Here is a 16573-nt window from a genome sequence, read left to right on the forward strand (position 1 = left end):
TCTTATTTTTTAGTTTCGGTAGTCGTTTCAGTTGTTGCCGGTGCCGCTGCTGCCGGTGCTGCCGCTCCTTTTTTGAAAGCACTCATCACATACATAGCTACTCTCCATCTATCTCCTGCGTTCAATTGACCCGCGTAAGATCCCATGTTGTTTCTACCGTTCGTTAACACATAATGAACAGATCCTACAGTAATGTCTCTGTCTGCATAATTTGGTACACCAGAATATGCTCCACTTTGTACGATAGGTCCTTGTCCGTCCCCTCCTACACCGTGACAAGCAGCACAAGTTTTTTCAAATAACAGTTTCCCTCTTTCGATATCTTTTTCTGCATTGGCAGGATTCAAAGGAGAAGATGTTACTGTTTTTGAAGCTTCATAACCCGCGTTGTACTCGTCTGTTGTTTTTGGAAGTAAACTTTCTTCAAAAACTCCGTCTTTATTTTGAGGTACGGATCCTTCTACCGGAGAAAGACCTGTTGCACCATTATTTTTAACAAATGCCGGAATTTCATTTTCATGATCTGAATAAGCATCCTGAGCTTTCATCAATGGATCGTAAGCTACTGGAAAATACATATCAGGGAAATACACCAATGGGGTGTTTTCTTTCGGTCCGCAAGAGTTAAGTAAAACTGTTGTTAAACCTAAAACTGCTGTAATTCTTAATACATTCTTTTTCATTTTAAGCATCTTTAACAGTTATTTCTTCAACTCCAGTTTCAATTAGCAACTGCTTTACAGATTCTACATCTTCAGTTACGAATTCCATCATGAATTTATCATCCGTTGTTCTTGGATCAGGATTTTGTGCAGGAGCTCCAGGATACATTTTATTTCTTACCAAGAAAGTTAATGACATCATGTGAGCAGCACAGAATACCATAAGCTCAAACATTGGAACTACAAATGCAGGCATATTGTGAGCCCAGTCAAAAGCTGGTTTACCACCAATATTTTGAGGCCAGTCATGATTCATCACATACCAAGTTACAGTAGCACCGATGGTAACACCGTAAAGCGCGTAGATGAATGCAGCATCAGAAATTCTTGTTTTCTTTAACCCTAAAGCTTTATCTAGTCCGTGAACCGGGAATGGAGTATAAACTTCGTTTATTTTAATTCCTTTATCATTGAATGCTTTAACGCCGTTCATCAAATCGTCGTCGTCAGCATAAAGTCCGTATACAATTTTAGTGGTGCTCATCTCCTTCTTTTGCTTTATAAGTTTCACCTGAGATTTTCAAAATCGATTTTAATTCAGCCTGTGCAATTACAGGGAATGTTCTTGCATATAATAAGAATAATACAGAGAAGAACCCGATTGTTCCTAAGTATACACCCACATCAATGATCGTTGGCTTAAACATTGTCCAAGATCCTGGTAAGTAGTCTCTAGAAAGGTTGATAACGATGATATCAAAACGCTCGAACCACATACCGATGTTGATGATCAATGCAACGATGAATGTCCAGATAATGTTCGTTCTTAGTCTCTTGAACCAGAAAGAAGCAGGAACAACAAGGTTACAGATGATTAGTGACCAGAAAGCCCACCAGTAAGGACCTACTGCAGCACCCGGAGAAAGATACGTAAAGTCTTCGAATCTAGATCCAGAATACCATCCGATGAAATATTCAGTTGCATAAGCTACAGTTACCATACCACCAGTTAAGATAATTACGATGTTCATAATTTCAATATGATACATTGTAATATACTCTTCTAAGTGACACACTTTTCTAGCTACCAACAATAGTGTTTGTACCATTGCAAATCCTGAGAAGATCGCACCAGCAACGAAGTAAGGAGGATAGATTGTAGAGTGCCACCCTTTAATTACTGAAGTCGCGAAGTCGAAGGATACGGTAGTGTGTACTGAGAATACAAGTGGAGTTGCCAAACCTGCAAGAACCAAAGAAAGTTCTTCGAATCTTTGCCAGTGTTTTGCTTTACCACCCCATCCGAATGCAAGGAATGTATAAATTTTCTTAGTCCAAGGAGTTTTAGCTCTATCTCTGATCATTGCAAAGTCAGGGATTAGTCCCATGAACCAGAATACAGTTGATACTGAGAAATACGTAGAGATCGCAAATACGTCCCAAAGTAGCGGAGAGTTAAAGTTCCCCCAAAGAGAACCGAACTGGTTTGGTAAAGGGAATACCCAATATCCTACCCAAACTCTACCCATGTGAATTACCGGGAAGATTGCCGCCTGTACAACCGCAAAGATCGTCATTGCCTCTGCAGATCTGTTTACAGACATTCTCCATCTCTGTCTAAATAATAATAATACTGCTGAGATTAGGGTTCCGGCGTGACCAATACCTACCCACCATACGAAGTTGGTGATATCCCAACCCCAGTTAATAGTTCTGTTAAGCCCCCATGCTCCAATACCTGTTCCGATAGTATAAGCGATACATCCGAATCCATAGATGAATAGAACCAAGGCTGCATATAATGAGATCCACCATAATTTACCTGCTCTTTCTTCGATAGGTCGTGCAATATCTTCTGTGATATCGTGATAAGTTTTGTGACCAATAATTAGAGGTTCCCTTATCGGAGCTTCGTAATGTCCTGACATTTTTTACCTATTTATTATTTAAACTTTATTTTTCTACTCTGTTTCTTACTTTAGTGTGATAGAACACATTTGGTTTTGTTCCGATCTCTTCAAGTAAATAATATCTTCTGTTGCTAGAGTACAATTCTCTTACTTCAGATTCTTTGTCATTCATGTCTCCAAACGTCATTGCTCCTGTAGAACAAGCCTTAGAACAAGCTGTTTGGAATTCTCCAGCTTTCACTTTTCTTCCTTCTTTCTTCGCTTCAAGAATAGTTGCCTGAGTCATTTGGATACACATAGAGCATTTCTCCATTACCCCTCTCGTTCTTACAACTACATCTGGATTTAATACCATTCTTCCTAAATCGTTGTTCATGTTGAAATCGAACTTGTCGTTTAGGTTGTATGTAAACCAGTTGAAACGTCTTACTTTATATGGACAGTTGTTCGCACAATATCTTGTACCAATACATCTGTTATATGCCATATGATTTTGACCTTGCTTACCGTGTGAAGTAGCCGCAACCGGACATACAGTTTCACATGGAGCGTGGTTACAGTGCTGACACATTACCGGTTGGAAAATTACATCCGGATTTTCAGCAGGATGGTTTAGGGCACCTCCTTCTTTGTTGAATGCAGTTCCATATAATTCAGGAACAGCCAATCCATCTTTTAATCCTTCATAAACTTCCACTTTTTGTTTAGCAGAATAGTAACGATCAATTCTTAACCAGTACATATCTCTAGACATTCTGATCTCATCTTTTCCTACAACAGGAACGTTGTTCTCAGCCTGACAAGCAATAATACATGCTCCACAACCTGTACAAGAATTCAAGTCGATTGATAAGTTAAAGTGAGGTCCGTCTGTATCATCGAAAGCATCCCAAAGATCAATTTTTCTTGCAGGAAGTGCTCCACTGATGGTATGATATTCCAATGGTTTATTCCATCCATTGTGTTCATCATCAAATGCTACGTTTAAGTAATCAGCCAAAGGAACTTCTTTAGCAATTTCATAACGTCCCATTAATGTATTTTGAAGCTGAATACCTGCAAATTCGTGATCTTCTCCTGTTTTTTCAATCTTAGCGTTAGAAACAACTAAGTTAGAACCGTCAAATAAAGGATAAGCGTTTACACCTGTTTCAGCAGTAGCTCCCGAGTTTTTCTTTCCATAACCCAATGCAAGACCTACAGATCCGTCAGCTTGTCCCGGTTGGATGAATACAGGAACGTCTTTTATTGTTACTCCATTTACAGTAAGGTTTACGATAGAACCATCTAACTGCATTCTCGCGTTAAGATCGTTATCAATACCTAATCTTTCTGCATCTTTCGGAGAAATTGTCAAGTAGTTATCCCAAGACATTCTTGTCAGTGGATCCGGTAATTCTTGCAACCAAGGGTTGTTTGCCTGAGTACCATCTCCCATAGAAGTCTTAGTATACAATACCAATTCTAAATCAGAAGCTTTGAAACCATTCAATTCAGCAACGGCCTGAGCAGCGTTTCCTCCTGCATAAGACAAGGTCGTAGCATTTGGAGATACGTTGATCCCATTATATAAAGCTTTGTTGAAAGAAGTTCCTCCTAAAATAGAAGAAGCATTCGCTTTTAAATAATCATAATAATTATTAGCAGCATTGTTTTTACCATTTTTCCAAACCAATAAAGACTCTTCAATCTGTCTTGATTTGTAAATTTTCTGGATTGTTGGCTGCATTAATGAATATACACCTGTCTGAGGCTCTATATCTCCCCAAGACTCTAACCAGTTAGCAACTGGAATAACAGCCTTAGCTGCTTTGTACATTTCATTTTTCTTATCAGCAACTGCGATTACATAAGGAACTTTAGTTAAAGATTTTTTGAAATCTTCTCCTTTATGATAAGAATAAATCGGGTCAACATTGTTAGCGATCAATACACCAACCTGCCCAGCGTTTACCCATCCAAGGAATTCCTGGAATCTTGCTTTATCAAAATCTTTTAGGAAGTTCGCTTTACCTGTGAAAGCAACTGAACCTAATTTTTGGTTAATTAAGTGAGCTAAAACCTGAGCACCTTTAGAACCATCAGCAAAAACAACAGCTTTACTGCCTTTTGCCTGTAATTCTTTAGCGATTTCGTTAGCCGTTTTATCTGATGAACCACCACCAACGATTGCATTGTAAACTTCAACCAAAGTTTTGTTCACTGCGCTTGGCTTTAATCTGATTCTTTCGTCAGCATTAGCACCCGTTAAAGACATGTTAGATTCTACCTGAATGTGTCTTAACATGTTTGGTCCCGGCTTTCTTGCTGCTGCGTAAGAAGTTTCTAAGCTTCCTGCATTATAATCTCCTAAGAAATCAGCGTGGAAACCAACTACCAATTCAGTTCCTTTAAGATCGTAAACAGGTAATGCTCTTGTTCCGAATACTTCCTGAGCTGCGTCTAATGCTGCAGCATAAGGGAAAGCATCATAAGTTACCAATTCTGCTGTAGGATATTTTGCTTTGAATTCAGCAAATAATTTTTTGAAAGTAGGGGATGCAAAAGAATGTGACAATAACACAATTCTTTTACCTGCAGCTTTCGCTTCTTCCAACCCTTTAATTACAAAACTGTCTACTTTATCGAAAGTCTCGTCTTTTCCTTCAAATTTAGGTTGCTTTACTTTATCATTATCATAAAGAGAAAGTACACTCGCCTGAGCTCTTGCATTTGTTTTTCCTAAATCGCCAGCAGCTGGATTCGGCTCAATTTTGATAGGTCTTCCTTCTCTGGTTTTTACTAAAACACTAGCAAAGTCAAAACCGTCGAAATATGTTGAAGCGTAATAATTTGGAACCCCCGGAATAATATCATGTGGTTTTACCACGTAAGGAATCGTTTTAATTACCGGAGCTTCACAGGCAGCCAATGTTACCGCTGCTGTAGAGAAACCTAATAATTTTAAGAAATCTCTTCTTGAAGTACTGGAACCGTTCTGTTCCGCATCTCCAAGGAAATCTTCTACAGGAATTTCTTCCTGGAACTCTTTCTGAGCCAGCTTATTGTTTAAAGCCGGATCTTTAAGTTCGTGAATACTTCTAAATTGTATTTTGTTTGAAGCCATTTATACTTCTAATTTTTAGTTATTAATAATGACATTTACCACACTCAAGACCTCCAATTGCATCTACAGTAATCTTACCACCGTCTTTAGGGTATTGTTTTTTCAATTTGTCATGTAGATTTTTGAAGTATTCTTTATTATAACCGTTGTTCATATCAACCTCAGTAGTTCTGTGACACTCGATACACCATCCCATAGTGAAATCGTTAGCCATCTGAACAACATTCATTGTATCAATCTTACCGTGACAAGCTTTACAAACAACATCAATTTTGTTCGTAGGATTCTTTTTGTTGAAAGAATTGATAATCGCTTGTTCACCTGCTACTACGTGCTGAGAGTGGTTGAAGTAAACAAAGTCTGGCATGTTGTGGATTCTTGTCCATTCAACCGGCTGAGTTTTCCCTGTATATTGTTGTTTTACCGGATCCCAACCTGTTGCAGCATAAATTTTCTGGATTTCTCCGTCATAGAACGCTTTATCTTTTCCAGGCTCCATATAATGTTCCGCGTTGTATTCACCAATTGCTTTGTGGCAGTTCATACAAACGTTCATAGAAGGAATCTCAGATACTTTACCATATTTAGCACTTGAGTGACAAAGCTGACAGTCGATTTTCTGTTCTCCTGCGTGAATTTTGTGAGAGAAGTAAATTGGTTGTTCTGGCTTATATCCTTTATAAACCCCAATCCACATAATCCAGTTCCAAACACCATAAGTAGCCAATAAAGCAAGGATCGCGATCAACCCCTTACCTACATAATGGTATTTTTTATAAACTTCGCTGAAAGATTTTACTCTTGTTTCGTTTAGCCCTGCCAAGTCTTCAGACTGACCTAGTTTCACAAGCTGTCTTAGTTTTACTAAAATCCAAACTAATAAAGCTGCTATTGCTAAAAGGGAAATGATTACAACGTTTGTTGTTGTATTGCTCGCAGGAGCTGCTGTTGCTTCCGCACCTTGTGTTGCTGTTTTTTTATCAGCTGCAGGCTCCGGAGCCGGAGGATTAGTTGTGTATGCTAAGATGTCATCAATATCCTTATCAGAAAGATTTGGAAAGAGCTGCATCTCAGTCTTATTAAATTTTTCAAAAATCTCATTGGCGTATTTATCGCCAGATTCTCTGACTTCCTTGTTGTTTTTGATCCACTTGTGAAGCCACTCTGTATCTTTGCCGCCTTCCGTCTTAACTCGTTCTACCACTCCTTTCAAAGGTGGACCTACAACTTGTTTGTCTAGCGCGTGACATGCAGTACAATTCGCTTTGAAAAGTTTCTCTCCGTTTTTAGGATCGCCGTCTTGCCCGTAAATTGAAGCACTGGTTGATAACAATAAGCCTATTGCAACCAACGTTTGTTTATAATGCTTTCTCCAACTAATCATTTAAATTATCTTATGTTAGTAAAATATTGAACATTCAATCAATTCCGCAAAAATAATATATTTAACAGAAATTTAACGGCATATAGAAAGGGGAAAATATCATTTCAGTTTAATTTGTATTGATTCTAAATAACTCAGTTTGGTATAATTTTTTATTTGTATAAATTTGCTGAAACAACTTTTAAATGAAAAATTTGATCAAATTATTTTCGATATTATCCCTGCTTAGTTTTTATAATATTGATGCACAACAGGTTGTAAAAAAAGATACTTTATCCGGTACAGAGCTTATTATGAGTATGGATCCCAGAGTGAATGATGCATTGACGAACCTGGAAGATAAATGTTCTAAGGTTTCTTACGGTAAATCTTCTAACGTTATAGATGATGATACCCCATCAAGACCAACAAAAATTCTGGTTCCCAACAGGGAACTTACGAATGCTGAAATCTGCAGAAAGAACCCTAGAATTTTAGGGTACAAAATACAAATCACTACCGTAAAAAGTAATGATGAAGCCAACGAAATCAAAACTTATTTCAGAAAGAGATTTCCGAATTTAAAAGTGGAAACAGACGCTTCTTTACGACCTAATTATAAAATTTTAGCCGGAAGTTATTTCAGTAAGCAAAGTGCCGCTTCCGATCTTTCTAAAATAAAAGAATATTTCAAATCTGCCGTTGCTGTACAATACAGAATTTTCTGTGCAGAAGCTAAATAATTAAGTACATGAAAACATAAAAGCTGAGAAATTTCTCAGCTTTTTTTTATTGATAAAATTGATTCAGAAAGTCAAAAAATTCTTCCATTCTTAAATAGTTATTATACCCGAGATAAACCAGCAGTACGCTCATAATTGCCGTAAGCAATGACATCATTTTCGGAGAGGATTTGTAGGCGTAGAAAAGCCATCCCAGCAACAAAACATACACAAAAACAAAATGACCTCCATAGATATAGGAAGTATGGAGTCCAAATCTCATAAAGCAGTGTATGATAATATCTATAACAAAAGAAATTACAATAATCTGAACAAATTTATTTTTAAAATTTTTACAATAACTCCACACCAGAAGTCCCAAAACAGTAAAGACAAATAAATAGGATATCGGGGATGAATACACATCCATAAACAAGCCTTTATAATGAAAACCTTTCATATTATGCTTATCTCTGATGATAAAGCCCGGAAAAAGCATATTACCCCCAAAAAAGAAAGAAACGATCATATCCCAAACTGAAGCAGGCTCAGCATTCGAAAACTTCTCATACTGACTGCTGGTTTTGGAAAAAATATTTTCATATTTAAATTCAATTCTGTTTAGATAAAGCAAAACAAAACAAATCACTGTTACCAAGCCTCTTATAAAAGCATCAAGAAGTTTTTTCCAGCTTTTAAACAAATTCTTTTCAAAAAATACAGGAATAAAAACCTTTACCAGATTCGTGATGGTAAGCCCTCCAATAGTAACACCAGCCGCAACCAATGCCAGTGGAGAGATTTTTCTCTCATTTTTAAGCCTTGTCGCTGCATAATAATTGAAAAGCACTAATAAAAACAGTGTATAGGTAAAGTTTTCAGGAGTAAAAGAGAGCAGAATAGCTGTAGAAAATACAGAAAAGAAAGCAACCAGTAAAAGGTTGATCAATAATGGAAGCTGGATAATATTTTTTAAATATTTAAAAATCTGTACAATGCTCAAGCTCACCATCAGATTGCTCATCCAGGCTAAAACCAATCTGAAAGTGTCATCTTTCTTTCCATCCGAAAAAAGAAAAGCAAGTTCACGCAGCCAATTAAAAAAATAATAGGACAATGGGTGACGTTCAAAGCTTCCCCCTGTCATCACGATAGACCGATTGTCAAAACTAAAATAGGCATCCCAGGGAATTCTGTCATCAAAAATAATGGTATAATTCAACGCTATATAAGATCCTAAAATCCCATAAACACACAGAAAGAAAAGGAAAATACCCAGTTCTGTAAAAGTGGAAGGAAAAACTATTTTAAAAAAACTATAAAGTTTTGATTGTATGGACACTGTTAAAATTTTTGCAAAAATAAAAAAACACAATCTGAATTGGCTAACTATTTTTACATTCTCATCAATTTAAACAATGTAAGCTTATAATCTGAGTCATTAAGAACTGCAGGACAACATAGAACAACCCGACACATCATCATATTTTGTTGGTCTTTTCGCTGAAAATTCGGGGAATTTTTCCTCATAAGGATTTTCCAATGCTATGATTAATTTTTCAAGCAAAGCAGTTTCTCCTTTTTCAATTTCTTCAATACATTCGTAAAGAAGGTAATTTCTCAACGTGAATTTAGGATTGCTTTTTCGCATTAATGCTAAAGACTCATCTCTTGAAATTTTGTTTTTTTGAATTCTCAATTCATATTGGCTGATGAAATTTTTAATTTTTGAAAAAGCTTTATCGTCCAATACAGTATATGAAATTCTTTCAAATTCATCTTTCAGGTCGTAATGTCCTACCTTTTCCAAGAGATTGAAGAAAAGTGTATAATCAAGCTGAAATTCCTGCATCAAGCCCTGCCAATTGATAAGAAACTCTTCATCACTTTCCCATAATTCATCAAATCCAAATTTATTACACAACATCTTGTCGTGTCTCTTCCAAAAGTAATCTCCGAATTTATTCAGGGTACCTTCTAAAAACTTTTCATCTTTTATAGTGGGATGGAGCGCATTGGCCAGCTGCCAAAGATTCCATTGAGCAATCTGCCCTTGTTTTCCAAATGCATATCTTCTTCCCGGAAGATCAGTGGTGTTGGAAGTGAAATTCAGATCATATTCATCCATCATTGAAAACGGGCCATAGTCTATCGTAAGCCCAAGAATTGACATATTATCCGTATTCATTACTCCATGTACGAAACCAACTCTAAACCATTCTACCATAAGGTCTGCGGTTCTTTCCGCTACATTCTCAAAAAAGTCCTTATACTTTTGGTTTCCTTCAGACTGAATTTCAGGAAAATAATTTTTTATGGTAAAATCCAGAAGCTCCTGCAATGTTTTATATTCCTGCTGAGCAGATAATAATTCAAAATGCCCAAACCTTAAAAAACTTTCTGCGGTTCTTATAACTACCGCTCCTTTTTCTTCTTGAGGATTTCCACTATATAAGATATCTCTTACCACATTTTCCCCTGTAAGGCTCAAACTTAGCGCTCTTGTTGTAGGAACACCCAAATGATACATTGCTTCACTCATCAGATATTCACGAACAGAGGATCTGAGTACTGCTCTTCCGTCTGCATGTCTGGAATAAGGTGTTGCACCGGCACCTTTCCATTGTATTTCAGTTTTTTTTCCGGACGGACTTTCAATTTCTCCCGCATAAATTGCTCTGCCATCTCCCAGCTGTCCTGCCCAGTTTCCAAACTGGTGTCCAGCATAAGCCGTTGAGTAGGGTTTAATATTATCTGGTAAATGATTTCCCACCAAAAAGCCGAGATCTTTTTCCTCGTATCTTCCCAATCCTATTTCTTCAGATAGTTTTTCATTAAAAATAATAAGTTTAGGATTTTTAAATTCTACAGGCACAACTGTTGAGAACAACACTTTAGGTGTCATTCTCTGCATCGGATTTCCTGAAAAATCTCCTGGAAAAATCTCTGTAAACGGCTGTTTTATATTGGTAAGATTCATACATCAAAGGTATTAATTTGATTACAAAAAAGCCTCCCATTTCCGGAAGGCTTTATCTAAATTATCTATTTATTATTAAAATCAATTTCTTCTCCTTTATTGAGATTTTCATTTACATTCTCATCTTTCTTTTCAGGATTCTTTTTCGGAGAAGGTTCCGCAGGTCTCGGATTTTTGATTTCATCCAGGGTTTGCAGTCCGCCGTCATCACCGTACCCACTTCCTAATCCTTTAAGGTTAGAACATCCGTCTTTCCATTCTGAAGGTTTTACAAATTTATCCTGAGGAGAAATTCCTAAACTTTTATCCGCCCATACTTTCTTCATATAGATCGCCCAAATAGGGAGTGCCATTTTTGCTCCCTGCCCTTCTCCCGTTCCGAAGAAGTGAGTTGCTCTGTCTTCCCATCCTACCCAAGCTCCTGTTGCCAGTTTCGGAGTGATCCCCATAAACCAACCATCGGAGTTATTCTGGGTTGTCCCTGTTTTTCCCGCAATTTCAACATCTTTCGAAATCCCTTTTCTTCCTAGTTCTCCAGAAGCGGTACCATACTGCGCAACCCCTTTCATCAATTCGATCATTGTATAGGCATATAAAGGATTCATTACTTCTTTTGGCTCTACATTTACTTCTTTGATTACTCTACCGTTTGCATCTTCTATTCTCCAGATCATTTCCGGTTTGTTGTAATTTCCGTAATTCGCGAAAGTACTGTATGCTCCTACCATTTCGTAAATGGTAATATCCGAAGCTCCTAATGCCATTGGTAAGCTGGTTGAGATTTCTTCAGTAACCCCTAAATCTCTTGCCGTTTGTATTACACTTTGTGTCCCTGTCATTTCAGCCAAACGTAGTGCAACCGGGTTTTGAGAATGCGCCAAAGCATCTTTCAAGGTAAGCATCCCTCCTCTTCCCGGAACGTGATAGCTTCCTTTGTTGAAACTTGCATTAGAGATCGTAGAACATGGTGTTAAGCCTAATTTCATGATTGCAGTTGCATATACGAAAGGCTTAAATGTAGACCCAACCTGTCTTTTCCCTTGTTTAATATGGTCATACTGGAAATGTTGCCAATCAATACCTCCTACCCATGCTTTAATTTCTCCGGTTCCAGGAACCACAGACATCAAACCTGCCTGAGCAATCTGTTTGTGCCATTTGATAGAATCCCAAGGAGACATTTCCACTTCTTCTTCTCCAGCCCAGGTAAAACGGGATGTTTTAACAGGTTTTTTAAATTCTGCTATAATGGCCTCATCTGAAAGACCATCTGCTTTCAGCAGTTTATATCTTCCCGTTCTTTTCATCGCCTGAACCATCAAATCATTAATCTGCGTACTATTAAGATAATAGAAAGGCCTGTCTTTTCTTCCTCTTTGTTCAGCATCAAATCTCTTCTGAAGATCCGTTAAGTGTTCTTTAATTGATTCTTCCGCATATTTCTGCATCTTAGAATCAAGCGTCACATATATTTTAAGACCATCTCTGTAAAGATTTAACTTTTTGCCGGTCTCTTTTTCATAATCGTCAAGATACTGATTGATCTCTTTTCTAAGATAATGTTTGTAGTAGGCAGAATATCCTTCTGTAATATCTTTGATAGGATGGAAATCTACGGTAATAGGAGTCTCTATCGCTTTATCATAAGTTTCTTTATCAATATAACCTGTTTCCAGCATCTGAGAAAGTACTACATCTCTTCTTCTCTTTGCTCTTTCAGGATTTTTCATTGGGTTATTTGCTTTTGGTGCTTCTAGCATTGCAACAAAAACAGCAGCTTCCGGAAGTGTAAGTTCAGAAGTTTTTTTATTAAAATAAACTTTTGAAGCCATTTCAATTCCATTGGCATTATATAAAAAGTCAAACTTATTGAAATACAGCGTTACAATCTCTTCTTTAGTATATCTTTTCTCCAAACTTACTGCAACTACCCATTCTTTCAGCTTTTGAACAGCTCTTAGTATAGGATTTCTAGAAGGTTCTTTTGTAAATAGAAGTTTGGCCAACTGTTGAGTAATTGTAGAACCTCCACCTCTGTCACCACCATATCTTATAGCTCTTAAAATAGATTTTAAATCAATTCCGGAGTGTTCTTTAAAACGCTCATCCTCTTTTGCCTGTAATGCATACACCAAAAACGGAGGGAGATCCTTATAAAAAACCGGCTGTGTTTTTTCTTTTTCAAATTTACCTAAAACAACTCCGTCTGAAGAAATAATTTCAGATGCTACATATATGTTAGGATTTTCAAGTTCCTTTACATCCGGCATTTCTCCCAAAAACCCTTGAGATACAGCAAAGAAAAGTCCTGAAATTCCTAAAACAACGACAACTAATCCTATCCAGATTACTTTCACCCACTTTTTCCAAGTAGTGTCTTTCTTTTTTTTAGGTGGAAGAGGAAATGTTTTTCCTTTACTTCCATTGTTTTGTTTATTTTCTTCCATGTATGATTACGGTTTAGCCGTTTCTATTTTCACTCCAAGATCCTCTATTCCAGGGAGATTATCATTTCTCATAGCCTGAATTACTCCAATTTCATATTTCCCTTTTTCCGGAAACTTATAGTTCAGTTTATATTGGAAAAAGATTTCCTTCGTATCACCAAAACCTGTACCAAGCCATTCTCCATTGGGTTTGGCCAGTACATAATTCAACGTATCCACGTCTTTTTTCTTGTTTTGAAGGTTGGTAAAATTCACAATAAATCTGATATTACTGTATGGATACTCATTATTATTCCTTACCACAAAAATAATATTTTTAGGATTTTGCGGATCTGAAATTTCCAGATTAAATTTCTGCTCCTGCTTTTTACCCCATTTATTATTAACAGAATTCATGATAACATCTTCTCCCGAAGAATTACAACTAAACAGAAAAATAAAAGCTAATAATCCTAAAATTTTACGCATTGTTATCTTTTTTGGGAGGAAATTTCTTTTTGAATTTTTTCTTATTCGGGTTCGGCTTTTTCTCTGCATCAGAATTTGGTGCTGCTACTTTTTCCAACTGAGGTTTTGGCTGCTGATTTTTCGGCTGCCTTGGCTGGTTGTTCGCATTAGAATTCTGCTGTCTTTCAGATTTTTCGGAACGATCACGATCTTGTCTTTCAGGCTTATTATTCGGTCTTTTCTGACCCTGCCCTTGCTGATTTTGATTGTTTTGATTGCTAGCGTTTGATCGGTTCTGATTTTTATGCCTGCTGTTCCCCTTATTTTTCTTCTCGAATCGATCTACATTATTTTCCTGAATCAAATCAATACTTTTCATTGAAGTTTCAGGCTGTTTCAGATCTTCAAGCGGCAGTGTTTTTTCGCCTCTTTTATTTTTAGAGATTAATTTCTTTACCAGATCGATATCGAAATCATACCAGGCAATAGAATTTTCAACGTAGGCAAACCACATTTTCTTTTTGAAAACGTCAATTTTAATACAAAACGCTCTCCCTTTCTCTGTATCTAATGTAGTAGATGACGACGGAAAATTGCTTAATGCATCAAGATAGCTGTCTAATTCATAGTTAAGACAACATTTCAGCTTTCCGCATTGCCCTGCTAATTTCTGAGGATTGATACTAAGCTGCTGATATCTGGCAACATTTGTATTTACCGATCTGAAATCAGTAAGCCAGGTCGAACAGCACAGTTCTCTTCCGCACGAGCCAATTCCGCCTACTTTTGCAGCTTCCTGTCTGAAGCCAATCTGCTTCATGTCAATTTTAGTTCTGAAAGCCCCTGCATAATCTTTGATCAACTGCCTAAAATCGACTCTATTATCCGCTGTATAATAAAACGTAACCTTTGAAGCATCTCCCTGATATTCAACGTCTGTAACTTTCATTTCAAGTCCCAGTCTTTGAGCAATCTTTCTTGCTTCTATCTTTACGCTATCTTCTTTTTTTCTTACTTCCTGCCAAACTTCAATATCTTTTTGGTTTGACTGTCTGTATATTTTAAGTGCAGATTCTTCAGAAACTTTTTTCTTTTTCATCTGAATCTTAACCAATTCTCCGGTGAGGCTTACCACACCTATATCGTGTCCGGGACTAGATTCTACTGTGACTACACTACCTATATGTAAAGGGATATTATTTACATTTTTATAAAACGATTTTCTATCATTTTTAAATCTAACTTCAACAAAATCACACCTATTAGATGCCGGGTTCTGTATATTAGATAACCAATCGAAAACACTTAATTTATAACTATTACCACAGGTATTTACATTTTCACAACCATTCGCGGTTTTTTTAGGACCACACGAATGCGCAGAATCGCCGGATGTTTTACATCCACAACTCATATAACAATTATTTATTCTTGCAAATTTATAGATTTTTATTTTTATCCGATTCTAAAAATAGTAAATATTAAAATCAGTATTTGTTTAATTTTAAACTTAATTCAATCTAAAGAATAAAACCATTTACAAAACACTAAAAAGCAAAAGATTACATATCGTTAAGCAGCACATATTATTTTAAACATAGTTTTCTTTTGGCATATTGTTTAAATAATTAAGAAATATTAACAGACGTAAGTAAAATAATTTTATATTTGGGTTATATAATAATAGTCTATGAAAAAAATATTAGTATCAACCGCTTTATTGGCAGGCGTTCTATCCTATGCAGGGGGATTTAGAGTTTCTTTGCAGGGGGTAAAGCAATTGGCCATGGCACACACCAGTGCCCATGCTGAAGATGCAAGTGTTGCATTTTTCAATCCCGCAGGAATGTCTTTCATTCCTTCAAAACTAAGTATAGTTGCCGGAGCATTTGGAGCAAGCAACAAAGTGACTTTTCAAAATCTGAATACATTACAAAGCACGCAAACGGACAACCCGATGGGAACCCCTCTTTATGCTGCTATCACTTACAAACCAATAGAAAAACTGTCCGTAGGCTTTAGTTTCACAACTCCTTTTGGAAGTACTATAGAATGGCCAAATGACTGGGAAGGAAAAGAAATGGTTCAAAAACTTGAACTGAAAAGCTTCTATTTTCAGCCCATGGTTTCGTACAAATTTAACGACTGGTTAGCTTTTGGAGCAAGCTATATTTATGCAAGAGGACAAGTAGACTGGGATAAAGCCATTACACAATTTGGCGGGCAAATTAATATTAAGGATAAAAAAGCAACCGGACACGGTTTCGGATTCGGGTTCTATTTCAGACCTGACCCAAAATTGGACGTAAGTATTGCTTACCGCTCTCCTGTTGATATGAAAGCAAAACACGGAACAGCAACCTTTGAATTCCCATCAGCTTCTATCTATCCTTTACTAGGACTGGATGCTGCAAAAAGAACAGATGGCTTTACAGCAACCTTACCTTTAGTAGAGGAATACACAATCGGTTTAACTTATAAGATCACTCCGAAATGGCTAGTTTCCGCAGATTTCAATTACCACGGATGGGAAAGATACAGCCAGCTGACGTTGGATTTTGCAACAGCTCCAATCGGAAATCAGGCTGACCCAACTGTTTCGGTTTCTCCTAAAAACTTTAGAAATTCCAAAACGTTCAGACTGGGAACTCAGTACGCTTTTACGAATATGATCTACGGTCGTTTGGGTGCATATTATGATGAATCTCCTTATTCTGATGACCACTTCATTCCGGAAACACCATCATTCAACACTTATGTTGTGACAGGTGGGGTTGGATTCAAATTAAAACAATTTGGAGTTGATGTTGCTGGAGGCTATGCAATGCCACAGTCAAGAAATGTAAACAATGCTAATCTTGGCTTCTACGGACAGGCAAAAGCAACCGCATTCTATTTAGGTCTAGGTTTATCTTACAACCCTTTTTAATTGAAAG

General features: G+C 36.9%; 12 protein-coding genes. 2 read left to right on the forward strand and 10 right to left on the reverse strand.

The genetic code is table 11. The features are described 5' to 3' along the window. Positions 1-2: 2 nt before the first annotated feature. The 5 genes from CLV73_RS13585 to CLV73_RS13605 are packed head-to-tail and all read right to left on the reverse strand — an operon-like array spanning position 3 to position 7062. Positions 3-692, reverse strand: a complete 690-nt coding sequence (locus tag CLV73_RS13585) for a c-type cytochrome (protein ID WP_100377423.1) — start codon at positions 690-692, stop codon at positions 3-5. Beyond that, positions 685-1206, reverse strand: coding sequence for a DUF3341 domain-containing protein (locus CLV73_RS13590; protein WP_100377424.1), 522 nt, complete (start codon positions 1204-1206; stop codon positions 685-687). Before CLV73_RS13590 ends, CLV73_RS13585 begins: the two co-directional genes overlap by 8 nt. Continuing rightward, positions 1193-2590, reverse strand: a complete 1398-nt coding sequence (gene nrfD, locus CLV73_RS13595; RefSeq protein ID WP_050021927.1) for an NrfD/PsrC family molybdoenzyme membrane anchor subunit — start codon at positions 2588-2590, stop codon at positions 1193-1195. Before nrfD ends, CLV73_RS13590 begins: the two co-directional genes overlap by 14 nt. A gap of 25 nt (positions 2591-2615) precedes the next feature. Beyond that, positions 2616-5678, reverse strand: a complete 3063-nt coding sequence (locus CLV73_RS13600; protein ID WP_100377425.1) for a TAT-variant-translocated molybdopterin oxidoreductase — start codon at positions 5676-5678, stop codon at positions 2616-2618. Between the two features lie 22 nt (positions 5679-5700). Further along, on the reverse strand, positions 5701-7062 hold the full coding sequence (locus CLV73_RS13605; RefSeq protein WP_100377426.1) for a c-type cytochrome: 1362 nt from the start codon (positions 7060-7062) through the stop codon (positions 5701-5703). A gap of 185 nt (positions 7063-7247) precedes the next feature. Between CLV73_RS13605 and CLV73_RS13610 the strand changes: the two genes are divergently transcribed. Continuing rightward, the gene (locus CLV73_RS13610; protein ID WP_100377427.1) at positions 7248-7784 is read left to right on the forward strand and encodes a sporulation protein; all 537 of its coding nucleotides are present in this window, start codon (positions 7248-7250) and stop codon (positions 7782-7784) included. A 46-nt stretch (positions 7785-7830) separates the two neighbouring features. Here the strand turns inward: CLV73_RS13610 and CLV73_RS13615 are convergent, their stop codons facing one another. The 5 genes from CLV73_RS13615 to CLV73_RS13635 all read right to left on the reverse strand — a co-directional run bounded on the left by CLV73_RS13615 (position 7831) and on the right by CLV73_RS13635 (position 15051). Continuing rightward, the gene (locus tag CLV73_RS13615) at positions 7831-9105 is read right to left on the reverse strand and encodes a DUF6080 domain-containing protein (protein WP_228424374.1); all 1275 of its coding nucleotides are present in this window, start codon (positions 9103-9105) and stop codon (positions 7831-7833) included. Positions 9106-9204: 99 nt separating this feature from the next. Then, positions 9205-10743, reverse strand: a complete 1539-nt coding sequence (locus CLV73_RS13620) for a protein adenylyltransferase SelO (protein WP_100377428.1) — start codon at positions 10741-10743, stop codon at positions 9205-9207. 65 nt (positions 10744-10808) lie between these two features. Continuing rightward, positions 10809-13190 carry a penicillin-binding protein 1A gene (locus CLV73_RS13625; protein WP_100377429.1) on the reverse strand — a complete coding sequence of 794 codons (2382 nt, stop codon included), beginning with the start codon at positions 13188-13190 and terminating at the stop codon, positions 10809-10811. A gap of 6 nt (positions 13191-13196) precedes the next feature. Next, on the reverse strand, positions 13197-13658 hold the full coding sequence (locus CLV73_RS13630; RefSeq protein WP_100377430.1) for a gliding motility lipoprotein GldH: 462 nt from the start codon (positions 13656-13658) through the stop codon (positions 13197-13199). Further along, positions 13651-15051: a PSP1 domain-containing protein gene (locus CLV73_RS13635; protein WP_100377431.1), complete on the reverse strand. Its 1401-nt coding sequence runs from the start codon at positions 15049-15051 to the stop codon at positions 13651-13653. Before CLV73_RS13635 ends, CLV73_RS13630 begins: the two co-directional genes overlap by 8 nt. Positions 15052-15327: 276 nt before the next feature. On the opposite strand from CLV73_RS13635, the gene CLV73_RS13640 reads away from it, so the two are divergent. After that, the gene (locus CLV73_RS13640) at positions 15328-16566 is read left to right on the forward strand and encodes an OmpP1/FadL family transporter (protein ID WP_100377432.1); all 1239 of its coding nucleotides are present in this window, start codon (positions 15328-15330) and stop codon (positions 16564-16566) included. Positions 16567-16573: the final 7 nt, after the last annotated feature.

It is taken from the genome of Chryseobacterium geocarposphaerae, assembly GCF_002797535.1.
GTDB classification, from domain to species: Bacteria; Bacteroidota; Bacteroidia; order Flavobacteriales; family Weeksellaceae; genus Chryseobacterium; species Chryseobacterium geocarposphaerae.